Origin of the sequence: Thiobacillus sp. (assembly GCF_013693775.1) — a bacterium.
In the GTDB taxonomy this organism is placed as follows: domain Bacteria; phylum Pseudomonadota; class Gammaproteobacteria; order Burkholderiales; family Thiobacillaceae; genus Thiobacillus.
In genome coordinates this window covers 1241623-1262823 of the sequence record NZ_CP059257.1, presented here as the reverse complement: position 1 = coordinate 1262823, position 21201 = coordinate 1241623, and the positions used below count along the sequence as shown (strand labels likewise).

The 21201-nt window shown below is 63.4% G+C and carries 21 protein-coding genes and 1 pseudogene; 8 read left to right on the top strand and 14 right to left on the bottom strand.

Features of this window, described 5'->3' with window-relative positions:
* Positions 1 to 83 precede the first annotated feature (83 nt).
* The 4 genes and pseudogenes from folE2 to HZY77_RS06220 form a co-directional block, all read right to left on the bottom strand.
* Positions 84 to 896, bottom strand: coding sequence for a GTP cyclohydrolase FolE2 (gene folE2, locus HZY77_RS06235; RefSeq protein ID WP_296819834.1), 813 nt, complete (start codon positions 894 to 896; stop codon positions 84 to 86).
* 63 nt (positions 897 to 959) lie between these two features.
* Positions 960 to 2816 (bottom strand): 1-deoxy-D-xylulose-5-phosphate synthase, encoded by a 1857-nt coding sequence (dxs, locus tag HZY77_RS06230; RefSeq protein WP_296819831.1) that lies wholly within the window; start codon positions 2814 to 2816, stop codon positions 960 to 962.
* 1 nt (position 2817) lies between these two features.
* Positions 2818 to 3703 (bottom strand): annotated as a pseudogene (locus HZY77_RS06225) (polyprenyl synthetase family protein).
* Positions 3696 to 3977, bottom strand: a complete 282-nt coding sequence (locus tag HZY77_RS06220) for an exodeoxyribonuclease VII small subunit (protein WP_363154432.1) — start codon at positions 3975 to 3977, stop codon at positions 3696 to 3698. Before HZY77_RS06220 ends, HZY77_RS06225 begins: the two are co-directional and overlap by 8 nt.
* Positions 3978 to 4210: 233 nt before the next feature.
* On the opposite strand from HZY77_RS06220, the gene HZY77_RS06215 reads away from it, so the two are divergent.
* The 3 genes from HZY77_RS06215 to HZY77_RS06205 are packed head-to-tail and all read left to right on the top strand — an operon-like array spanning position 4211 to position 6643.
* Positions 4211 to 5323 carry an aromatic ring-hydroxylating dioxygenase subunit alpha gene (locus HZY77_RS06215; protein WP_296819827.1) on the top strand — a complete coding sequence of 371 codons (1113 nt, stop codon included), beginning with the start codon at positions 4211 to 4213 and terminating at the stop codon, positions 5321 to 5323.
* Positions 5324 to 5380: 57 nt separating this feature from the next.
* Positions 5381 to 6247, top strand: coding sequence for a DMT family transporter (locus tag HZY77_RS06210; protein ID WP_296819825.1), 867 nt, complete (start codon positions 5381 to 5383; stop codon positions 6245 to 6247).
* Between the two features lie 27 nt (positions 6248 to 6274).
* Positions 6275 to 6643: an STAS/SEC14 domain-containing protein gene (locus HZY77_RS06205; RefSeq protein WP_296819824.1), complete on the top strand. Its 369-nt coding sequence runs from the start codon at positions 6275 to 6277 to the stop codon at positions 6641 to 6643.
* Positions 6644 to 6677: 34 nt separating this feature from the next.
* Here HZY77_RS06205 and HZY77_RS06200 read toward each other — a convergent pair whose 3' ends face one another.
* The 3 genes from HZY77_RS06200 to pip are packed head-to-tail and all read right to left on the bottom strand — an operon-like array spanning position 6678 to position 9265.
* Positions 6678 to 7397 carry a DUF3025 domain-containing protein gene (locus tag HZY77_RS06200; protein WP_296819822.1) on the bottom strand — a complete coding sequence of 240 codons (720 nt, stop codon included), beginning with the start codon at positions 7395 to 7397 and terminating at the stop codon, positions 6678 to 6680.
* Positions 7398 to 7439: 42 nt separating this feature from the next.
* Positions 7440 to 8303: a tetratricopeptide repeat protein gene (locus HZY77_RS06195; protein WP_296631907.1), complete on the bottom strand. Its 864-nt coding sequence runs from the start codon at positions 8301 to 8303 to the stop codon at positions 7440 to 7442.
* A complete protein-coding gene (pip, locus tag HZY77_RS06190; protein WP_296819819.1) occupies positions 8303 to 9265 on the bottom strand; it encodes a prolyl aminopeptidase in 963 nt (320 codons plus the stop codon). The genes HZY77_RS06195 and pip overlap by 1 nt, the downstream gene beginning before the upstream one ends.
* Positions 9266 to 9501: 236 nt before the next feature.
* Here pip and HZY77_RS06185 point away from each other — a divergent pair, with 236 nt between their 5' ends.
* The 4 genes from HZY77_RS06185 to HZY77_RS06170 all read left to right on the top strand — a co-directional run bounded on the left by HZY77_RS06185 (position 9502) and on the right by HZY77_RS06170 (position 13569).
* On the top strand, positions 9502 to 9891 hold the full coding sequence (locus HZY77_RS06185; protein WP_018507709.1) for a hypothetical protein: 390 nt from the start codon (positions 9502 to 9504) through the stop codon (positions 9889 to 9891).
* A 62-nt stretch (positions 9892 to 9953) separates the two neighbouring features.
* Positions 9954 to 11057 (top strand): FIST N-terminal domain-containing protein, encoded by a 1104-nt coding sequence (locus tag HZY77_RS06180; RefSeq protein ID WP_296819817.1) that lies wholly within the window; start codon positions 9954 to 9956, stop codon positions 11055 to 11057.
* A 26-nt stretch (positions 11058 to 11083) separates the two neighbouring features.
* The gene (locus HZY77_RS06175; protein ID WP_018507711.1) at positions 11084 to 11347 is read left to right on the top strand and encodes a hypothetical protein; all 264 of its coding nucleotides are present in this window, start codon (positions 11084 to 11086) and stop codon (positions 11345 to 11347) included.
* Positions 11348 to 11361: 14 nt separating this feature from the next.
* Positions 11362 to 13569, top strand: coding sequence for an EAL domain-containing protein (locus HZY77_RS06170; RefSeq protein ID WP_296819814.1), 2208 nt, complete (start codon positions 11362 to 11364; stop codon positions 13567 to 13569).
* A gap of 174 nt (positions 13570 to 13743) precedes the next feature.
* On the opposite strand, the gene HZY77_RS06165 is transcribed toward HZY77_RS06170, so the two are convergent.
* The 7 genes from HZY77_RS06165 to HZY77_RS06135 all read right to left on the bottom strand — a co-directional run bounded on the left by HZY77_RS06165 (position 13744) and on the right by HZY77_RS06135 (position 19692).
* Complete coding sequence (locus HZY77_RS06165) at positions 13744 to 15015, bottom strand: FAD/NAD(P)-binding oxidoreductase (RefSeq protein ID WP_296819812.1); 1272 nt, start codon at positions 15013 to 15015, stop codon at positions 13744 to 13746.
* A 78-nt stretch (positions 15016 to 15093) separates the two neighbouring features.
* Positions 15094 to 15381 (bottom strand): cyd operon YbgE family protein, encoded by a 288-nt coding sequence (locus HZY77_RS06160; protein ID WP_296819810.1) that lies wholly within the window; start codon positions 15379 to 15381, stop codon positions 15094 to 15096.
* Positions 15378 to 16526, bottom strand: coding sequence for an FAD-dependent oxidoreductase (locus tag HZY77_RS06155; RefSeq protein ID WP_296819807.1), 1149 nt, complete (start codon positions 16524 to 16526; stop codon positions 15378 to 15380). The genes HZY77_RS06160 and HZY77_RS06155 overlap by 4 nt, the downstream gene beginning before the upstream one ends.
* Positions 16527 to 16609: 83 nt before the next feature.
* Positions 16610 to 16747: a cytochrome bd-I oxidase subunit CydX gene (gene cydX / locus HZY77_RS06150; protein ID WP_296631879.1), complete on the bottom strand. Its 138-nt coding sequence runs from the start codon at positions 16745 to 16747 to the stop codon at positions 16610 to 16612.
* An 11-nt stretch (positions 16748 to 16758) separates the two neighbouring features.
* Positions 16759 to 17895, bottom strand: coding sequence for a cytochrome d ubiquinol oxidase subunit II (cydB, locus tag HZY77_RS06145; protein ID WP_296819805.1), 1137 nt, complete (start codon positions 17893 to 17895; stop codon positions 16759 to 16761).
* Between the two features lie 9 nt (positions 17896 to 17904).
* Positions 17905 to 19497, bottom strand: a complete 1593-nt coding sequence (locus HZY77_RS06140; protein WP_296819803.1) for a cytochrome ubiquinol oxidase subunit I — start codon at positions 19495 to 19497, stop codon at positions 17905 to 17907.
* A 63-nt stretch (positions 19498 to 19560) separates the two neighbouring features.
* The gene (locus tag HZY77_RS06135; protein WP_296819801.1) at positions 19561 to 19692 is read right to left on the bottom strand and encodes a hypothetical protein; all 132 of its coding nucleotides are present in this window, start codon (positions 19690 to 19692) and stop codon (positions 19561 to 19563) included.
* Positions 19693 to 19882: 190 nt separating this feature from the next.
* Between HZY77_RS06135 and HZY77_RS06130 the strand changes: the two genes are divergently transcribed.
* On the top strand, positions 19883 to 21166 hold the full coding sequence (locus HZY77_RS06130; protein WP_296819799.1) for a sigma-54-dependent Fis family transcriptional regulator: 1284 nt from the start codon (positions 19883 to 19885) through the stop codon (positions 21164 to 21166).
* Positions 21167 to 21201: the final 35 nt, after the last annotated feature.

Here is a 21201-nt window from a genome sequence, read left to right as displayed (position 1 = left end):
TCGGGTTGGGAGCGGGCCGGTTTCGCGTGTAGTTCCGGTCGCGGCGTTTAACGTTAGCCTGCGCTGCAAACGGGGCCAGCGCTTTACGCCTGGATCTGTTTGTCGCGTTCGATCACGGCATAGGCGCTGTGATTGTGGATGGACTCGAAATTTTCGGCTTCCACGACATACGCATCGATCAGCGGTTCGGCGTTCATCGCCGCGGCGACATCACGCACGATGTCTTCGACGAACTTCGGATTGTCGTAGGCGCGTTCGGTGACGTATTTCTCGTCCGGCCGCTTCAGCAGACCGAACAGTTCGCACGAGGCCTGATCCTCGACCTTGCGTACCAGGTCCTCGATCCACAGAAAGCCGTTGGTCTTCGCGGTTACGGTGACGTGCGAGCGCTGGTTGTGCGCACCATACTCGGAGATTTTCTTCGAACACGGGCACAGGCTGGTCACCGGCACCAGCACCTTGGTGGTGTGGGTGTACTCGCCGTTCTCGATCGCACCGATGAAGGTGACCTCGTAGTCGAGCAAGCTCTGCACGCCGGAGACGGGCGCGGCCTTGTTGACGAAGTAGGGNAAGCTCATTTCGATATAGCCCGATTCGGCTTCCAGGCGTTCGACCATCTGGCGCAGCATGCCTTCGAAGTTTTCCACCGAAATCTCGCGCTCGCGCGTGTTGAGGATTTCGATGAAGCGCGACATGTGCGTGCCCTTGAAGTTGTGCGGCAGGAACACGTACATGTTGAAGGTGGCGATGGTGTGCTGGACGCCGCCGCTCTTGTCCGCCACGCGAACCGGGTGACGGATGCTCTTGATGCCGACCTTGTTGATGGCGATTTGCCGCGTGTCGGCCGAACTTTGCACGTCCGGCATGCAAACGGCGGTATCGCAAATCTGGTTCATGGCAGGCTCCTTGGTATCGATGCAGTTTAGACTAAGTATAAACTGCCGGAATAGTTGAGTAAACTACTCGGGTAATAGGGTTATCCGTTGACGGACGGCATGCTCGATGCCTGCGGCATCGAGTCCGCAGTCGGCCAGCATCCTGGCGGGGTCGCCATGTTCGATGAAGGTGTCGGGCAGGCCCAGATGCAGGATCGGCATGATGACACCGAGTTCGGCCAGCGCCTCGGCCACGCCGGCGCCGGCCCCGCCCGCCACCACGTTTTCCTCTAGTGTGACGAGCAGGCGATGACCGTGCGCCAGTTCGCGCAGCAGGTCCAGATCCAGCGGCTTTACGAAACGCATGTCGGCCACGCTGGCGTTGAGTACTTCGGCAGCTTGAAGGGCGGGTGCAACCAGGCTGCCGAAGGCGACCAGCGCCACGTCATGGCCGCGTCGCCGCAGCACGCCCCTACCGATCTCGACGGCGTCGAGCCCGGCGTCGATCGTGGCGCCGACCCCGCAGCCGCGCGGATAGCGCACCGCCGACGGACCTTCGTGCAGGAAGGCGGTGGTCAAAAGTGCCCGGCATTCGTTCTCGTCCGACGGTGCGGCGATCAGCATGTTGGGGATGCAGCGCAGGAAGGAGAGATCGAAGCTGCCGGCGTGAGTCGGGCCGTCTGCACCGACCAGGCCGGCGCGATCGATCGCCAGCATCACCGGCAGATTCTGCAGGGCGACGTCGTGGATCAACTGGTCATGNGCGCGCTGCAGGAAGGTCGAATAAATCGCCACCACCGGCTTGATGCCTTCGCAGGCGAGGCCGGCGGCAAAGGTCAGTGCATGCTGTTCGGCGATGCCGACATCGAAATAGCGTTTGGGATAATCCTGCGAAAAGCGCACCAGGCCGGAGCCTTCGCGCATCGCGGGGGTGATGCCGACCAGTCGCGTGTCGGCGGCGGCCATGTCGCACAGCCAGTCGCCGAATACTTGCGTGTAGGTCGGCTTGCCACCGGTTTTTTCCGTGACACCCGCAGCGGGGTCGAAACGCGATACGCCGTGATACAGGCAGGGGTTGGCTTCGGCGGGCGCGTAGCCCTTGCCTTTGCGGGTGACCACATGCAGGAATTGCGGGCCATTGAGCTGCTTGATGTTGGAGAGCGTGTTCAGCAGTACGTCGAGGTCATGGCCGTCGATCGGACCGATGTAGTTGAAGCCGAATTCCTCGAACAAGGTGCCCGGCGTCACCATGCCTTTCATGTGTTCCTCGGCGCGCTTGGCGAGTTCGCGGATCGGCGGGGCGACGGACAGCACTTTCTCGCCGGCGCGGCGTGCCGCTGCATAGAACTTGCCCGACATCAGCCGCGCCAGGTAATTGTTGAGCGCGCCGACGTTGGGCGAGATCGACATGTCATTGTCGTTCAGCACCACCAGCAGGGGNAGATCGGTTGCCCCGGCGTTGTTGAGCGCTTCGAACGCCATGCCGGCAGTCATCGCGCCATCGCCAATGACGGCCACGGCGCGCTGGTCGCTTCCCAGTTGATGAAAGGCTTCGGCCATGCCGAGCGCCGCCGAGATCGACGTGCTGGAGTGGCCGGCGCCGAAGGCGTCGAACGCGCTTTCGGCGCGACGCGGGAATCCGGCGATGCCGCCCGGCTGGCGCAGGCCGGCCATCCCGGCGCGACGACCGGTCAGAATCTTGTGGGCGTAGGTCTGATGGCCGACGTCCCATACGATGCGGTCACGCGGGGTGTCGAATACATAGTGCAGGGCGATCGTGAGTTCCACCGTGCCGAGATTNGAGGCGAGATGGCCGCCGGTCTGGCCGACTGAATTGACCAGGAACTCGCGCAGTTCGTGGGCGAGTTTGGGCAGGTCGGCAGGCGACAGCGTGCGCAGTTCGTCCGGCGAATTGACGGTGTCGAGCAGGGACGTGGGCATGTCAGAACGTCCGCTCGATGACGAAATCGGCCAGCTGGCGCAAGCGTGTTGCAGGCGGACCCAGCTTGGCCAGCGCGGCGTGGGCATCGGCGCGCAGCTCCTGCGCGAGTTCGCGCGCGCGCTGCGCCGAGCAGGCTGACGTAGGTCGGTTTGTTGTTGGCCGCATCCTTGCCGGCAGTCTTGCCCAGCGTGGCGGTCGGTGCTTCGGCATCGAGCACGTCGTCGACCACCTGGAAGGCGAGACCGATGCACTTGGCGTAATGGTCGAGCGCGGCGGCAGTCGTGTCGGACAGCGTGCCGCACTGCGCACCCAGCAGCACCGAGGCGCGGATCAGCGCGCCGGTCTTGTGGATGTGCATGAATTCGAGTTCGGTCAGGTCGAGCGGTTTACCCACGCTCGCCAGATCGATCGCCTGACCGCCGGCCATGCCGCGCGAGCCGGCCGCCTGCGCCAGCAGCTGCACCATCCTGAGCTGGGTATCGGCATCATGGGCCAGCGGACGCGACGCCAGGATATCGAACGCAAGGCTCTGCAGCGCATCGCCTACCAGCAGGGCGGTCGCTTCGTCGAACTCGACATGCACCGTGGGTTTGCCGCGCCGCAACGCGTCGTCATCCATCGCTGGCATGTCATCGTGCACCAGAGAGTAGGCGTGGATCAGTTCGACCGCCGCCGCGGCATGCTGCACGCGTTCAGGGGCAGCGCCCGTGACGTCGGCCGCGGCGAATGCCAGCAGCGGGCGCACGCGCTTGCCGCCGCCCAGCACGGCATAGCGCATGGCCTCGTGCAGGCGTTGCGGGGCAATGCTGGATGGCGGAAGCCATTCGGCCAGCACGCTTTCCATGCGCGTCTGGCATGCCTGGGTCCAGGCGGAAAAATCAGTCATCGGTGTCTTCGGTCTTGAACGGCTGCAAGGCGCCATTTTCCAGAATCTTCACCTGCTGCTCGGCGTCGGCGAGCTGCAGGCGGCAGTACTGCAATAGTTCGGCGCCGCGCTTGTAGGCCGTCAGCGAGGCTTCCAATGGCAGCTGGCCGGATTCCATTTCGGCCACGATGGCTTCCAGTTCGGCCAGTGCGGACTCGTAATCTTTGGGGGCGTGGCGGCGCGGGACTTGGCCATGAATATCGAACCCGGCGGAGAAAGGACGATACTTTAACAAATTCAGCGTTGAGGCGCCTCCCGGGTATGCGGCTATGCTAGAATTTCGCGCTTTCCTGCCAGGCGATACCTTCGTCTGACGGGGGTCATCCGTACCCGCACCCCTCAAGGGGCGGGGAGGCCGTGGTCGCCAAGACGCCAAAACGTCAGCAACCACGCTCTAAATCCGGTGGGTCATTTACTTGCCGCTCCAGTGTCATTACTGGAGGGGCTTGGTTTTGAGTAGGGTACGCCATGAGCGATCTCGCCGAATCCAGCGCCGTGTCGCTAACTTCGCCTCAGTTGCCAGTTTCCTGGTATTTCGATCCGGCCATCTATGCGCTGGAACTCGAGCATTTGTTCAAGCAGGGTCCCGGTTATGCGGGCCACCAATTGATGGTGCCCGAGCCGGGCGATTATCACGCGCTGGAAATGTTCGATGGCGCGAGAATGCTGGTCAACGGCGGAACGAATATCGAGTTGTTGTCCAACGTGTGCCGCCATCGCCAGGCGCTGATGCTGACCGGTCGCGGGAAGCTGCCGTCCAACAACATCGTCTGCCCGATCCATCGCTGGACCTACGACAGCCAGGGCAAACTGATGGGGGCACCGGAGTTTCCCGGCAATCCCTGCCTGAACCTGAACCGTACCGGTCTACAGAACTGGCAGGGCCTGCTGTTTGCCGGCAAGCGCGATGTGCAGACCGATCTGGCCGGCATGCAGGCGGCGCGCGAACTGGATTTTTCGGGCTTCATGCTCGATCGCGTACAGGTCACACACTACGCCTGCAACTGGAAGACCTTCATCGAGGTGTATCTGGAGGACTACCACGTCGCGCCGTATCACCCGGGCCTCGGCCATTTCGTCACCTGTGACGACCTGAAATGGGAATACGGGGACTGGTGGTCGGTGCAGACGGTGGGAGTCAATCGTGGTTTGTCGAAGGCAGGTTCCCCTGTCTACCAGAAATGGCACGAGCAAGTGCTGGCGTATCAGCAGGGCAAGGCGCCCGCGCACGGCTCAATCTGGCTGACCTATTACCCCGGCCTGATGGTTGAGTGGTATCCGCATGTGTTGGTGGTGTCGTCGATCGTGCCGACCGGGGTCGAGTCGTGCACCAACATCGTCGAGTTCTACTATCCCGAGGATATCGCCCTGTTCGAGCGCGCCTTCATCGAGGCCGAGCAGGCCGCATACCATGAGACCGCGGTGGAGGACGAGGATATCTGCGAGCGTATGCACAAGNGGCGGCGCGCGCTGTACCAGCAGGGTATTTCCGAGACCGGGCCGTACCAGTCGCCGCTGGAAGACGGCATGATGCATTTCCATTCCTTCCTGCGGCGCGAGATCGGGCCGCATCTCAAATGAGAGGGTTGAGCATTTCGAGCGGGCGGCCGATGCCGCCCGTTTTTTCGTCTGTCCGCCATGAAGTCGAGCTGGATGCTGGTGGCGGCTGCCTTGTTCGCGCTGATGAGCGTGCTGGTGAAGCACGCCTCCGCAAACTTCTCGCCCGCCGAACAGGTGTTCTATCGATCGGCATTCGGCCTGCTGGCGATCTGGGCGGCGATCGCCATCCATCATCGTCAGGTGTGGGCTCCGCTTGCCACACCTTGTTTCAGCGCCCATCTGTGGCGCGGACTGGCGGGTTTCACTGCGCTGGTACTGTTCTTCTATGCATTGTCGCAACTGCCGCTCGCCACCGCGGTCACCCTCAATTACACGGCCCCGCTGTTTCTCGCCGCCTTGTCGGCCTGGTGGCTGCACGAGCGCCACGGGCGCGGTCTCGTCGGTGCGGTACTGCTGGGCTTCGTCGGCGTATTGCTCTTGTTGCGGCCGCAGGTTCAGGGCCAGGCCTGGCTGCCTGCATTGGCCGGTCTGGCATCGGGGATGCTGGCCGCGGTGGCCTACGTCAACGTCAAGAATCTGGGCAGGCTGGGCGAGTCCGAATGGCGGGTGGTGTTTTACTTCACGCTGCTATCGACCGCGGGTGGCGCTGCCTGGATGGCGCTGGTCGGGTCTCACATTCCGCAGCGGGCCGACTGGCCGTGGCTGATCGGCATCGGCGTCACCGCCACAGTCGCGCAACTGGCGTTGACGCGGGCGTATCATCGCGGCCGCACGCTCACGGTCGGCTCGCTGGCCTATACCACGGTCGGATTTTCCGCCTTGTACGGTGTGATGCTGTTCGGGGAGCGGCTGCCGCTGATGGCGTGGGTGGGCATGGCAGTCGTGGCCGTCGCCGGCATCTGGGCAGTCCGCGCGTCAACCTCAACCCCGCCCGATTCGCTATAGTGAAAGCACTTTCCAGAGGAGCGCACCATGATCAGCCTGAACGTCAAGGGTAACCAGATCGCCGTCACCGTAATGGGCCAATTCACGCTGGCCGATTATCAGGAGTTTGAACAGGCAGTGAACTACGGCATCCAGTTCCAGGGTACGGTCAACCTGCTGTTCGATCTGCGTGACATGCTGTCGTTCAGTGTCGACGTAGCGTGGGAGGAACTGAAGTTTTCACGCGAGCACAAGACCGATTTCGGCCGTATCGCCATACTGACCGGCGACCAGTGGGTGGCGTGGAGCATGTGGGTGAACCGCATGTTCATGTCGGCGGATATCCGCCTGTTCGACGATCTGGACATGGCCCAGGCCTGGGTGGCAGGCGGCGAGTGGCCGGCTGCGGCAAGCTGAGGCGAACCGCATACGGCGGACACGGGCTGTCATGTCATGAGGAGAGGCGGCGCGCCGGCCTGAAGATGTCCTGGTTGGCGTAATACGCCGCGCTTGCATTGGCCGGGTCCCAGCCGGGGATGCCCTGCACCGGCAAGGGTGCGAGTTGGCGTGGCGAGTCGATCCCGGCAAGCGCACGAACCGACAGTTCCTCCACACCATCGGGGTCGAGCGACGCTGCAATCAAGGTCAGGCATTTTCCGGTCATCCCCGGATAGGGGGCGAGCAGCTTTTCCAGCAGCGCATGACCGACCACGACAAATCGCATCGCGGTTTCAACCGCATGCCGGTGGTCCCAGAACAGCGGCCTCCAGGCGCGCTCGGACAGCAGGGCCGGCCATGCCGGATCACGGCTGATCACCCATACGCCGGACTCGTCCAGTACCGTCAGTGCATCGCGGCGGCGGCCTCGGGTTGGCCCGGTCTCGCCGGCAATCGCACTGCCATGGGCCGCATTCAACGCAGCCTTAAAGCGCGGGAAACGCAGCCAGACCAGCGCGTTCAGCACGTCGTGCCATGTCTCGGCGCGGGTCGGTACCTGCCCGGTCTGCAGGATGTGCGTTTCGTAATCGCGCGCGGACAGGCGGCCGTCGGGTGCAAAAACGCAGCGGTAGGCCACGCGCGTTGCGTGTATCGAGGCGGATGGCCTGGGCGTTGAGCGCATCGAGGCAATCCGCGCCGGGCGCGGGCTGGGCGCATACGAGATCCAGCGCATCGATCAGAGATCGATAAGGTGCGAAGGCGGGGTGGTCGAACTTCAATGCAGCGATTCGGACAGCGCCTGGCGGTATTGGCGCGTCAGCGGATGTGCGCTGCCCAGTAGATCGAACAGTGCGAGCAGGCTGCTACGGCCGATGTCGTCGCGGTAGCCGCGATCGGTTCGCGCGATCCACAGCAGTTCGTCCATGGCGGTTGCAAACTGGTCTGCAGCCAGCAACTGAGCTGCACGCTGGAAATGTGCATCCAGATCGTCCGGCTGCTGAGCAAGGCGGGCGTCGAGCTCGGCCAGCGGCGGCGCCTGCCGGGCCGTTTCGGCCAGATTCAGGTGCGCGTGCAGGCGGGCGATCTCGGGCGCCGTCCGTGCCTCCGGCGGCAAGCTGTCGAGCAGTTTCAGGGCTTGTTCACCTTCGCCCTCGGCCCAGAGCAATTTGGCAAGATCGCGCGGGATGGCGAGGTTGTCGGGCTCGGCCATCGCCGCGTTGGCCAGCAGCATGCGCGCCTGCTGCACATTGCCTGCCTGCCATGCGGCGACGCCCAGCGCATGAGCGCGGTGGGCATCGCCCGCGATGAAGCGATCGAGTACTTCACGGAAGCTGCTGTCGGGGTCGGCGCCGTGGATGGTGTGGGCGACCTCGCCGCGCCAGAAGAATTTCACCGTCGGCACCGAATTCACGCTGAAGCGGCGCGCCAGCTCGGGCAGTTCGTCGGCGTTCAGCATGACGAGCAGGAACTTGCCGCCGTATTCGGCAGCCAGCTTCACCAGCCGCGGCATCAGGATGAAGCAGGGGCCGGCCTTGGGGGTCCAGAAATGCACCAGCACCGGGCCCTTGTGCGAGTTTTCCAGCACCAGCCGGTTGAAATTTTCGGCACTGGCGTCGAAGACATAGGGAGACAGGGCCATCAGTCGAATGCTCCGGTCTGGGCGAACTGGTCGCACGCAGCGACCAGTTCGCGTGCGATCCCCGGCTCGAATGCAGAGTGTCCGGCATCCGGCACGATGACATAGCGGGCCTCGGGCCAGGCGCGCGCGAGTTCGTCGGCCGACACGATGGGGCAGACGGCGTCATAGCGCCCCTGCACGATGATTGCCGGGATGCCGCGGATACGATCGACGTTGGCGAGCAGGCTGTTGTCGGGCAGGAAGATGTTGTTGACGAAATAGTGCGCTTCGATCCGCGACAAGGACAGGGCTCTNTTGTCGTCGCCGAACGCGGAGACGAGTTCGGGGTTGGGCAGCAGGGTCGAGCACGAGGCCTCGAAGGTGGCCCAGTGATGGGCGGCGGGTTGGTGCACGGTCGGATCAGGATCGACGAGGCGGCGATAGTAGGCCGTCAGCAGATCGTGGCGTTTGTCCTCCGGGATGAATTCGGCGAGTTGGCGCTGCGCCTCGGGAAACAGGACGCGAATACCGTGGAGAAACCAGTCGATCTCACTTTTGCGGCAGAGGAAAATACCCCGCAGCACCAGCCCGCGGCAGTGCTCGGGATGCGCCTCGGCGTAGGCGAGCGCCAGGGTCGAGCCCCACGAACCGCCGAAGACCAGCCAGGAGTCGATGCCGAGTTCGCGTCGCAACGCTTCCATGTCGGCGATCAGATGCGGCGTGGTGTTGTCGGCCAGTTCGCCATGCGGCGTGGAGCGGCCGCTGCCGCGCTGGTCGAACAAAACGATGCGGTAGCGTGCCGGATCGAAGAACCGCCGCTGCACAGGCGAGGTGCCGGAGCCGGGCCCGCCGTGCACGAACAGCACCGGGATGCCATCCGGGTTGCCGGACGTTTCCCAGTAGATGCGATGGCGACCTGCCGTTTCTAGCATGCCGCTGGCATAGGGGGTGATGAACGGGTGGAGCGAAGCAATGTCGGGCATGACGGACGCCTTGAATGATAAGCCGAATCATATCCCCGGCCCATGGGGCGTGAACAGGTGAGGCTTGCGCGATGCGTCGTAGGGACTGGCGGCCGCAGTATCGACAGGCGCGTGCGGGGACCGTATGCTACCCATGCGCAAACAATGCGCCGACAGGCGACCGGGTCATCCGGATCGCATGGGCGAATAAAAACAGGTCCACTGTTTCCACCATAACTGATACGAGGAGTTCTTTCATGAGTCATGTCGTCAAGGTTGCCCTACTGGGACTGGGTGAAGTCGGGGAGAAATTCGCCGAGCATTTTCTGGAGAAGATCCAGGAGGAGGGCGTCAACGTGGAGATCGTCGCCGTTGCGCACCGCAATCTGGAATCGCCCGTTGCATTGGGGTTCAGCCATAGCAAGGTGCCGGTGTTCAAGGATGCGATGGAAGTGGTGACCATGGGGGCGAAGGTGGACATCATTTTCGACCTGACCGGCGATCCCGAACTGCGCAAGAAGCTGCGGGTGGCGCTTCAGGAAAGCCATAACCAGCACACCGTGATCGCCCCTGAAGTGGTCGCCCATCTGCTGTGGAACTTCTTCGGCGAAGGCGAGTTGCCGAGCAGCGGCCAGACGGGCTATTGACGCATGGGCTTGCCGGCTGAGAGGTCGGTACGCTATGTGGATGCATTCCCTGACTTAAAGACATGACATCGCCTTTCAAATTCGCCCACGCCGCGAATCCCGACTGGACCCAGGCGGCCCAGGCCTGCATGGGCCAGCTGGGTGCGATCCCGTCGGGCGCGACGCTGGGGTTCCTGTATGTGTCGGACACCTTTGCCGACGAACTCGATGCGATCCTGGCATTCTTCAAAAGCGCGACCGGCGTGCCCCACTGGACCGGCAGCGTGNGGGTCGGCGTTTGCGCCACGGGCGTGGAGTATCTGGAAGAACCCGCACTGGCCGTGATGCTGGCGGAATTCGATCCCGCCGATTTCAGCATGCTGCCGGTGCTGCGTTCGCCGCAGGACATCGAGGCGCAGCCGGCGCAAGCCTATTTCGCCGTGGCGCATGGCGATCCGGCAAACAGCCGCATACAGGAATTGATCGACAGTCTTTCCGCACATGTATCGAGTGGATTTGTCGTCGGCGGGTTGTCGAGTTCGCGTGGCGAGACGACGGCGCAGATCAGCGATGGTGTGGTGAGCGGCGGCTTGTCGGGCGTGCTGTTCAGCGAGCGGGTGAAACTGGCGACGCGGTTGACGCAGGGCATCTCGCCACTGGGGCCGCGCCATCGCATCACCACAGCGAACAAGAACGTCATCGGCAGTCTCGATCACCGCCCTGCGCTGGATGTGATGAAAGAGGAAATCGGCGACGTGCTGGCGCGCGATCTGCGGCGTGCAGCCGGCTATATCTTTGTCGGCCTGCCAGTCCGCGGTTCGGATACCGGAGATTATCTGGTGCGCAACATTCTCGGCGTCGACCCGCAGAACAACCTCGTGGCGATCGGCGAGTATGTCGAGCCGGGAGACGAACTGCTGTTCTGTCGCCGCGACCAGCAGACCGCCGAAGACGACTTGTTGCGGATGCTCTCGGCCATCGGGGCGCAACTGGCCGTGCCGATCCGGGGCGGCGTATATTATTCCTGTCTGGGGCGCGGCCAGCATATGTTCGGTGCGCCGAACCGGGAATTGGAATTGATTCGCGACACCCTCGGAGACTTTCCGTTGGTAGGGTTCTTTGCCAACGGGGAAATTTCCTACAACCGTTTATATGGCTACACCGGGGTATTGACCCTGTTTGGCTGATCAGATGAAGAAACACGGAGATACGCATGACCCTGCACGCCATGAAAGAAGATGAAATCCGCCTGCTGCGCGATGAAATCGACATGCTGATGAACGAGCGTCGGCAGCTCTTGCAGGTGACCGGTGCGGCGGCGGTATTCGTCGCCAACCTCGATACCGACAGCCTGCCCGATGAAGCCGACACCATCGATGCGGCCGAAATGCTGGCCGAACAACTCAACGGCTTGTCCGAGGAGACACTCAAGGACGCATTGGAATCCGTGCGTGCCGAGGTCGATCCCGCACAATAGCCGGATTTAACACCTTGGCCCTTCCGGCATTGCCAGCCCTGACCGAAGTCAGGCGCATTGCGCTGATTGTCGGGCTGACGGCGCTGGCCTACGCGTTGGCGGGGTGGGCCAGCCTCACAATCACGGCGTATGTCGCCGATGTGGTGGCCGTGGTCTGGCTGGCTGCCGGCATCGGCGCCATGGCAAGCCTGCGCTTTGGCATGGCAGGCGTCGTGGGGGTGCTGCTGGGATCGTTTGCGCTCAACAGTCAGATCCTGCCGCCGGAAGCGGCATTCCGCCTGGCGCTCGGCGCGGCCGCTGGTGCCGCCGTGATCGGGTATCTGCCGCGCTACCTGCCGCCCTTCAGCTCCACGCTCGATTATGTTTCCAGTGTCGCCAAGTTCGCGCTCGTAGCGGCGCCGCTGGGATGTGCGGTGACTGCGCTGGCGGGCGTATTCAGCCTGGGTTTCTTCGGTCATCTGCATGCCGACCTGGTGTGGCGGACCTTGGGGGTCTGGTGGCTGGGAGAACTGCTCGGTGTGTACCTGATCGCACCGCTGCTCCTGACGGCGTCGCGCTGGGATTTGTTACCGACCAACAAGGGCGCACGCCTGGAGGGTCTGGTGCTGGTGCTCGGCATGCTGCTGCTGACCCGTGTGATGATGGAATACGCCGAGCCCTTGCGGCCGGCCGAAATCGTCCTGTTCGTCCTGCTACCTGGCGTACTGTGGGCGGCGCTGCGATTCTCGGTGACCGGGGCGAGCGTGGCCATATTCCTGGCTGCGCTGATCGTGCTGGGCGTTTCGCTCGTCTCCTTCGGTGGACTGAGCAGTGCCACGATGCCGCGCGACGTGTTTGCGCTGCAGATCAGCATGATGACCATGGCGCTGGGCGGCCTGTTCGTGTCGGCTGCGCTGACCGAACGCCGCTATTCCGAAATGCGGCTCGACATGCTGGCCAACCACGATCCGCTGACTGGCCTGCCCAACCGTTCGTATTTCCAGGATTTCCTCGGTCATGCGCTGGCGCGCGCGCAGCGCGNNAAGCTCCAGATCTCGCTGCTGTTCATCGATCTCGACCGCTTCAAGCACATCAACGACTCGCAGGGACACGAAGTGGGCGATCAGGTGCTGCGCGTCGTGGCCAACCGGCTGGATGAGCAGTTGCGCGCCGACGACTTCGTCGCCCGGCTGGGCGGGGATGAATTTGCCGTCATCCTGATGCACCCGCCGGCGTCACGGGCTGCCAGCCGCGTGGCCCGCAAGCTGCTCAAGGCGTTGGCCGAATCGTTCAAGCTCGAGCGGCGCCGTTATGCCATCGGCGCCAGCATCGGCATCAGCGTGTATCCGGACGACGGGCTCGACGCCAACACCTTGCTGCGCCAGGCCGATCTGGCGATGTATCAGGCCAAGCAGCGCCGTAGCGGCTTCGAATACTTCAGCGACGAATTGAACACCGTGGCGCAGCAACAGCTGAACCTGGAAACCGGTCTGCGCCAGGCGCTCGAGCGCGACGAACTGGCGCTGGCCTATCAGCCGAAAGTCGATCTCGCCAGCGGCCGCGTGGTGGGGCTGGAAGCCCTGGCGCGCTGGCTGACCCGGTCCGGCGGCATCATCTGGCCCGATCAGTTCATTCCGGTGGCCGAGGAAACCGGCCTGATCATGCCGCTGGGCCGCTGGGTGGTGCGGGCGGCGTGCGAACAGTGGATCGTCTGGCGCGATGCCGGCCTCAACCCGCCGCCCGTGGCCATCAATCTGTCGCCGCGCCAGTTTTCCGACGCACGCCTGATCGACGATATCGATGCCATCCTGAAGGAAACCGGCATGGAGTCATCGTATTTGCAGCTGGAAGTGACCGAGAGTGCAGCGATGGAGAATCCGGCGCGTACCTTCGACATGCTCGGCGCCCTGCGCCAGCGCGGCCTGCATGTCTACATCGACGATTTCGGTACCGGACATTCCAACCTGGGCCAGTTGAAACGCATGCCGATCGACGCGCTCAAGATCGACAAGAGCTTCGTGGACGATGTCCTGACCGACAGCGACGACGCCGAGATCGCCAATGCCATCATCCGCCTGGCGCATGCCCTGAATCTGCGGGTGGTGGCCGAGGGCGTGGAGTCGGTCGAGCAGGTGGCGTTCCTGAAAGACCAGGGCTGCGACGAAATCCAGGGCTATGTGGTCGCCAAGCCCTTGCCGCCGGACAAGGTAGCGACGTTCTTCGGGCGGCAGTTCAATTTCTAAAAGCCCAGACGGGGCCAGAGTGCCGCGGGCTGAACTAGCATTCAGCCCGCTTGGCCGCCGGTTTCCCTGTATAGGCTGGCCGCTATTTGCGGAGCGTACGCTTTACGTGGCGTAGCCTGCGAGCAACAAGCTCGAGATCCCAGTCTGTGCAAGGCGGCTCTTGTTCAGTCGGGATTAGTTGAGACGTTTGATTCCGAGTGCCTTCAGGACGTATTTCTCGTACAGCGGCTCCGAGTTGCCGGTTTTCATCTTGCGCATGAAATATTTCTCGAACGCCACCTTGGCCAGGTGCACCCACTTGCCTTTCTTCGCCCAGGTGACGTTGCGCGGCGGGATCTGCGGGATCGCCACGAAGGCTGCGCCGGTATCGCCCATGTCGGCCAGGCAGATCGTGCTCCAGGTGCCGGTATGGCTGGGCGGCGTGCCGGCGAGTTCATCGGCGATGTTGTGGACGATGGCGGTGACCATCGATTCGATCATGTAGCCGGTCTTGGGCGTGCCGGTGGCGACCGGGGTCTGCTCCACCGGCGGGATCGCGATGCACACGCCCGCCGAATAGATGTTGGGGTATGTCGGGCTGCGCTGATATTCGTCGACGATCACGAAACCGCCGGGATTGCACAGGCCTTCCACTGCGGCGACCGCCGCCACGCCGCGAAACGGCGGCAGCATCATCGCGTAACTGAAATCGATCGTGTGTTCACGCACCTTCTCGCCAAAATCGTCGACTTCCTCGACATGCATTTTCCCCGCCTCGACCCGGGTCGTTTTCGCGTTGGTGATCCACTTGATGTGGCGCTGCCGGAATTCGGCCTCCAGCAGTCCCTTCGAGTCGCCCACGCCACCCAGCCCAAGGTGCCCCACATAGGGTTCGGACGAGACATAGGTAATCGGCACCTTGTGGCGCAGCTTGCGGCGGCGCAGGTCGGTTTCCAGCGCCATCGCGTATTCGTAGGCGGGGCCGAAGCACGACGCGCCGGGTAGCGCGCCGATCACCACCGGGCCGGGATTCTTCAGGAACTCGAGATAGTCCGCATACGCGCGCTCGGCGTGCTCCACCGTGCACACCGATTGCGTGTGGCCGCCTTCCGGACCCGCGCCGGGCACCAGATCGAAGGCGAGCCGAGGGCCGGTGGCGATCACCAGATAGTCGTAATCGACGACGTCGCCGTTGGCCAGGTGGATCCGGCTGTGGGCCGCGTCGATTTCGTCGGCGCGCTGGGCGATGAAGCGGATGCCCTTCTTCTCCAGGTAAGGCCGCAGCTTGAACGTGGTCTCGCGCGTCTCGCGCCAGCCCAGCGCGACCCAGGGGTTGGAAGGCACGAACTGGAAGGTGTCCGACGCATTGATCAGGGTGACGGTGTGCGACTTATCGAGCAGATGGCGAATTTCGTAGGCTGCGGGCGTGCCGCCCGTGCCTGCGCCGAGAATGACGATGTGTGCCATGAAGGAGAGTTCGATTGAAGAAAAGTGGACATGAAAAGGAGGGTTGCGGTCAGCTTCCGCCGGGTCGCCTGCATGTCGCTACCTCAGGAAATATTGCACATAGAAAACCAGCACCATGCCCATGCCGAGCCAGGCGACGACGGGGCCGAGCAATGTGCGCAGGATCCTGTTGCGTGGAATGAAGCCGATGCCGTGCACGAAGCCTGCCGCCAGCCCCCACATGATCAGCATGAGCGTGCCGTGCCCGATAGGGCTGCCATCCTCGACGGTCAACGGTCGCGGAAACAGCGTGACGAGGAGCATGAGCACGAAAGCCGAGGCCAGCGTGATGCCGCGTACCCACCCGCGGTCGAGCATGGCCATCATGTCGGTTTCGCCTTGCGGTAGGGCCGCAGGTACTGCCACTCGAAGAACCGTTTGGCCCAGTGGAACAGGCGGCATGGCGGCAGCATGAGCGCACGTTTCTCGTCGCGATAGACCAGGATGCCGCGGTCGAGCGTATCGACGATGCAGATGAGCTCGGCCTTGAAGCGCGCGACAGGCGGCTTGCCCGCCAGGGCCAGCAACAGGTTCTGCGCCGCGGCCTTGGCCTGCAGGTCGGCGATGTGCGCCTGCTTGGGCAGCCAGTCGGGGCCGGGATAGCTCCCGGAATCGCCGGCGACATAGACCTTGTCCGCGCCGGCGACCTGGCAATGGGCATCCGCCTGGAAAAATCCGCCGTCGGACAGCGGCAGGCCGGCCTCGGTTGCCCAGGCGGGACCGCTCATGCCGGGCATGAAGAGAATCAGATCGGCCGGAATATTGCCGTCCTCGGTCCGAACCCTGTCCGCTTCGAAGCCAAGGGGTTTGTGGCCGAGATGGGTGGCGATGTCGCGCTTCTGCATCTCGCGCAGAAGGCCGGCGACCGCCTTGTCGCCCAGGCGCTTGCCCGGCGTTTTCGCGGCATTGAAAAACACCAGCTTGAAGCGGTCGCGGCGGCCCTGTTTGCGCAGCAGCGTGTCGATGCCGAACAGCAGTTCGAACATCGGGCCGCCGCGCATCGCACCCTGTTCTTTCGGATTGGTCCCGAAACCGAAGGCGATCGTGCCGTCCGTCATGTCGGCCAGCCGTTCACGGATCGCCTCGGCCGCCGACGCGCCTTCGCAGATCGTCAGCGCGTGCTCGATGCCGGGCAAGGCCTTGAGGAAGCGCCCGCCACTGGCGATCAGCAGGGCATCGTTGGCGAGGGGNCCGCTGTCGGTCAGCACGGTGCGCCCGCCGTCGGCAAGGCCGGTGACGCGGCCGGCGTGGAAAGCGATATCGTGCTTGGCCAGAAAACCCGACACGTCGATATCGAGATCGGCGCCACGCCGCAGCCCCGATGGCACCCAGATCAGGCTCGGGTAGTACGTCAACGCCGCACGTGGGGCGACGAGCGTGATCCGTGCATCGCGGTCGCGCCGACGCAGTTCGCGCACGGCGGTGAGTGCGGCGAATCCCGATCCGAGAACGACGATATGGGGTGCGCTCATGACGAACTCCTGTGACAAGCCTGCGAAATCAAGGCAAACGAAGGACCTGCCCGCGCGATGCGGGTACGCTCATCCATGGAGGATCAACCTTGCCGTGCGTCGTTCGCGTTCTTGTTGCGCACTTCGTCGAGCGCGCATTCCTTGGCGTCGCACATCATTGCGCTGATCGAGGCGAGCAGCACGGCCATCGTGACTCCGAGTATCCAGGCGAAATACCACATGGCGATTCCTTTCAGTAAGCCGACTTGTCGTTGGCGGCGATGAATTCCGTCGTGACCTTGCCCCACATCACCTTGTAGGCCCACGAGGTGTAGAAGATGATCAGCGGCATGAAGATCACCGTGGCGCCGAGCATCAGGCCGAGCGTGAGGTGCGAGGACACGGCGTCATACACGGTGAGGCTGGAGCGCGGATCGCTCGACGACGGCATGACGAAAGGGAACATCGACACGCCGGCGGTGCCGATGATGCCGGCGCATGCGACCGACGAGGACCAGAACGCCAGCCCGGCCTGGCCGAGGCGCGCGAACAGCATGCCCGCTGCCAGCGCGGCGAACGCGGCGATCGGCACCCACTTCGCCCACGCGTAGGTGTGGTAGTTGGTCATCCAGGCGCCGGCCGCGGTTGCCACGGTCTTGGCGAGCGGGTCGGGCAGGCCGTTGGGGTCGATGGCGCTGGTGATGACGTAGCCGTCGATGCCGGTCGCCACCCACCATCCCGCCAGCGCGAAGGTGACGAAGGTCAGCGCGCCAAAGAGCAGGCTGGCGCCACGGGCTCGGCGGTAGATATCGCCCTCGGTGCGCATCATCAGGTAGTTCGCGCCCTGGAAGGTGATCATGCCGAGGCTCACCACGCCGGCGAGCAGCGCGAACGGGTTGAGCAGTTGCCAGAAGCTGCCGGTATAGGTCGACATCAGGATGTCGTCGAAATGGAAGGGCACGCCCTGCAGCAGATTGCCGAAGGCGACGCCGAAGATGATCGGCGGCACCGCGCCGCCGATGAACAGGCCCCAGTCCCAGGTGCTGCGCCACGTCGGGTTCTTGATCTTGGAACGGTAGTCGAAGCCCACCGGACGGAAGAACAGCGCCCACAGTGCGGCCATCATCGCCCAGTAGAAGCCAGAAAATGCAGTGGCATAGACCAGCGGCCAGGCGGCGAAGATCGCCCCGCCGGCGGTGATGAACCACACCTGGTTGCCATCCCAGTGCGGCGCGACGGTATTGATGACGGCGCGGCGTTCGAGGTCGTTCTTGCCGACGAAGGGCAGCAGCACGCCCATGCCCATGTCGTGACCGTCCATGATCGCGAAGCCGACCAGCAGGACGCCGATCAGCAGCCACCAGGCGAGTTTCAGGGTTTCGTAGTCCATGTCAGCTCCTTAGATGTTCTTCGCCGGTGCGCCTGCAGGCAGTGCGCCGCCAGCCGCCTTTTCGCCGTGGTATTTGCCCGTGCCAAGGCTGGCTGGCCCCTGCCGCGCGTACTTCGTCATCAGAACCATCTCCACGATCAGCAGCACGGTGTAGAAGCCGACGAAGCCGGCGAGCGAACCGTAGATGTTGCCGACATTGATGTTGGACACCGAGATGTGCGTCGGCAGCACGCCATAGATCGTCCACGGCTGGCGGCCGTATTCGGCGACGACCCAGCCGAGTTCGGCGGCGACCCAAGGCATCGGGATGAACCACAGCGCCCAGCGCAGCAGCCATTTCTTCTCGATGAAGCTGCCCTTGATCGAATAGAACAGCGCCAGCGTGAACAGCAGCAGGAAGGCAAAACCCAGCGCCACCATGATGCGGAAACTCCAGAACAGCGGCGCGACGCGCGGGATGGTGTCGTCGACCGCCTGCTGGATCATCTCGGGCGTGGCCTGCGACACGTCGACAATGTATTTCTTCAGCAGCAGACCGAAGCCGAGGTCGGCCTTGTGCGCGTCGAACTGCGCGAGCGCAGCGGCATCGTCGCGATTCCTGCGCAGCTGCTCCAATGCGGTCACTGCCTTGATGCCGTCCACGATGCGCTCGCGATTCCTTTCCTTGATCTCCTTGATGCCGGGCATGGTCTTGGTGAGCGAGCGCGTGCCGATCAGGCCCAGGGCGTGGGGNATCTGCAGCTGGTAGTCGTTGCGCTCGGCCTTCTCGTTCGGCACGGCGAACACGGTGAAGGCCGCCGGGGCGGGCTCGGTTTCCCACATCGCCTCGATCGCCGCCATCTTGGTCTTCTGCGATTCGCTCACGGTGTAGCCCGATTCATCGCCCAGCACGATCACCGACAGCGCCGAGGCAAAACCGAAGCCGGCGGCGATGCGGAACGAGCGGCGCGCGAAGTCGAGGTCGCGGCCCTTCAGCAGGTAGTAGCTGGAAATGCCGAGCACGAACAGCGAGGCGGTGACGTAGCCGGCCGACACGGTGTGCACGAACTTGGCCTGTGCCGTGGGGTTGAAGACGATGGCCCAGAAATCGCTCATTTCCATACGCATGGTGACGAAGGAAAACGTCGCGCCGACGGGATCCTGCATCCAGCCGTTGGCGATCAGGATCCACAACGCCGACAGGTTTGATCCGACCGCCATCAGCACTGTCACCATGAAGTGCTTCCACTTGTTGAGCCGGTCCCAGCCGAAGAAGAACAAACCGATGAAGGTCGACTCGAGGAAGAAGGCCATCAGCCCTTCGATCGCCAGCGGCGCGCCGAAGATGTCGCCGACGTAATGCGAGTAATACGCCCAGTTGGTGCCGAACTGGAATTCCATGGTGATGCCGGTGGTCACCCCGAGCGCGAAGTTGATGCCGAACAGCTTGCCCCAGAAGCGCACCATGTCCTTGTAGATGGGACGGTCGGTGATGACGTAGGTCAGCTCCATGATCACCAGGATGAAGGCCAGCCCCAGCGTGAGCGGTACGAACAGGAAGTGATAGAGCGCGGTGACTGCAAATTGCAGCCGCGACAGATCGACGAGTTCTTCAGTCAGCATGGGGGCTCCCGGGTGAGGGTTGAGAGGAGTGGGCGGGTTGATTGGGATTGGCCAGGCGCTCGGCTACGGCATCGGCGTCGGGGTGCAGCGCATGGCCGTCGAAGAACGCATAAAAATGGCCGCGATCACCAGCAGCTTGATCGCAATGGCGAGCGAGATTTCTTTGGCCAGCGGATGGCGCAGGAAAGTGGGCATGGGCGGTTTCATGAGTACTCCAATATTCGCAAGTGCCGTGCCAACTCCCTGGGATCGACGGGGGCTTTTATTTCCCTTTGGTTTCAAAAGAATAGATCAATTTTGTGACAGGCGTTGAACGCACGAACTGCCATTTATGGCAAAACATGCTACCTTTATGTGACGTAAATGACATAAATGGCATAAGACAATGTCACCTGCCAACGAACTCATCAGCTTTCTCGAGACCCATCCCGATCCCCAGATCGTTATGGGGGTCGATTACCGGATTCTGGCGGCCAATGCGGCCTACCGCCGCGTGTATGCCGGAGAACGAAATGTGGTCGGGCAGTTTTGCTACGCGATATCGCATGGCTACAGCCGGCCCTGCGACGAATGCGGCGAATCCTGCCCGCTCGCAGCCAGCCGGGCCAGCGGCGAGCCCCGGCGTGTGCTGCATCTGCACCATACGCCGCGCGGCGAGGAGCATGTCGGCGTCGAGCTGACGCCGATCGTCGGTACGTCGGGCAAGGTCGAGTATTTCGTCGAACGCATGCTGACGGTACGCGAGGCCAGCAGTTTTCCCGCCGAAAGCGGCATGGTCGGCAAGTCGCCGGCCTTCAATTGCATGCTCGAACTGGTCCGGCGCGTGGCGCCGTCGGACACCGCCGCCCTATTGCTGGGCGAATCGGGCACCGGCAAGGAATTGGTCGCGCAGGCCATCCACCAGCAGAGCCGGCGCGAGCATGGACCGTTCGTGGTGGTGGAGTGCTCGGGGCTGACCGAAACCCTGTTCGAGAGCGAACTGTTCGGCTATGAGAAGGGTGCGTTCACCGGCGCCAGCCAGCGCAAGATCGGCCTGGTCGAATCGGCGTCGGGCGGAACGCTGTTTCTGGACGAGGTGGGTGACATTCCGTTGAGCCTGCAGGTCAAGCTGTTGCGTCTATTGGAAACGGGGACCTTTCGCCGGGTCGGCGGCGTGGAGACGCTGCGTGCCGATTTTCGCCTGATCGCCGCCACTCATCGCGACCTCAAGGCCATGGTCGAACGCGGCAGTTTCCGGCGCGACCTGTATTACCGGCTCAGCGTGTTTCCGATCCAACTCCCCGCGTTGCGCGAACGGCGTGGCGACATCGGCCTCCTTGCCGAGACGCTGCTGGCGCGGCTGGCGCCGGGGCGGGCCTACACACTGAGCGAAGCCGCCCGGGCCCGGCTGCAAGACTACGATTACCCGGGCAACATCCGCGAACTGCGCAACATCATCGAACGCGCGATGCTGATGGCCGACGGCGATACCCTGCTGGAGGAGCATCTGCCACCCGAACTGAAAAGCGACGAGGCAGGCATGCCGGGCGTGGACGACATCGTGCCGCTGGAGACGGCGGAACTGCGCTATCTGCAATGGGCGCTGGCGCACCATGGCGGCGACCGCAAGTCGCTGGCTGCGCAGTTGGGGATCAGCGAACGGACGCTCTACCGGAAACTGGCCCAGTGACACGCGTCACTGGGCCAGTTTATTTCGCTGGCGGC

Coding starts and splice junctions, on each gene's coding strand:
- HZY77_RS06210 (WP_296819825.1), top strand. CDS start 5,381: ATGAAGTCGAGCTGGATGCTGGTGGCGGCTGCCTTGTTCGCGCTGATG.
- HZY77_RS06205 (WP_296819824.1), top strand. CDS start 6,275: ATGATCAGCCTGAACGTCAAGGGTAACCAGATCGCCGTCACCGTAATG.
- HZY77_RS06200 (WP_296819822.1), bottom strand. CDS start 7,397: ATGCGCTGGATCTCGTATGCGCCCAGCCCGCGCCCGGCGCGGATTGCC.
- HZY77_RS06195 (WP_296631907.1), bottom strand. CDS start 8,303: ATGGCCCTGTCTCCCTATGTCTTCGACGCCAGTGCCGAAAATTTCAAC.
- HZY77_RS06185 (WP_018507709.1), top strand. CDS start 9,502: ATGAGTCATGTCGTCAAGGTTGCCCTACTGGGACTGGGTGAAGTCGGG.
- HZY77_RS06175 (WP_018507711.1), top strand. CDS start 11,084: ATGACCCTGCACGCCATGAAAGAAGATGAAATCCGCCTGCTGCGCGAT.
- HZY77_RS06165 (WP_296819812.1), bottom strand. CDS start 15,015: ATGGCACACATCGTCATTCTCGGCGCAGGCACGGGCGGCACGCCCGCA.
- HZY77_RS06160 (WP_296819810.1), bottom strand. CDS start 15,381: ATGATGGCCATGCTCGACCGCGGGTGGGTACGCGGCATCACGCTGGCC.
- cydX (WP_296631879.1), bottom strand. CDS start 16,747: ATGTGGTATTTCGCCTGGATACTCGGAGTCACGATGGCCGTGCTGCTC.
- cydB (WP_296819805.1), bottom strand. CDS start 17,895: ATGGACTACGAAACCCTGAAACTCGCCTGGTGGCTGCTGATCGGCGTC.
- HZY77_RS06135 (WP_296819801.1), bottom strand. CDS start 19,692: ATGCCCACTTTCCTGCGCCATCCGCTGGCCAAAGAAATCTCGCTCGCC.
- HZY77_RS06130 (WP_296819799.1), top strand. CDS start 19,883: ATGTCACCTGCCAACGAACTCATCAGCTTTCTCGAGACCCATCCCGAT.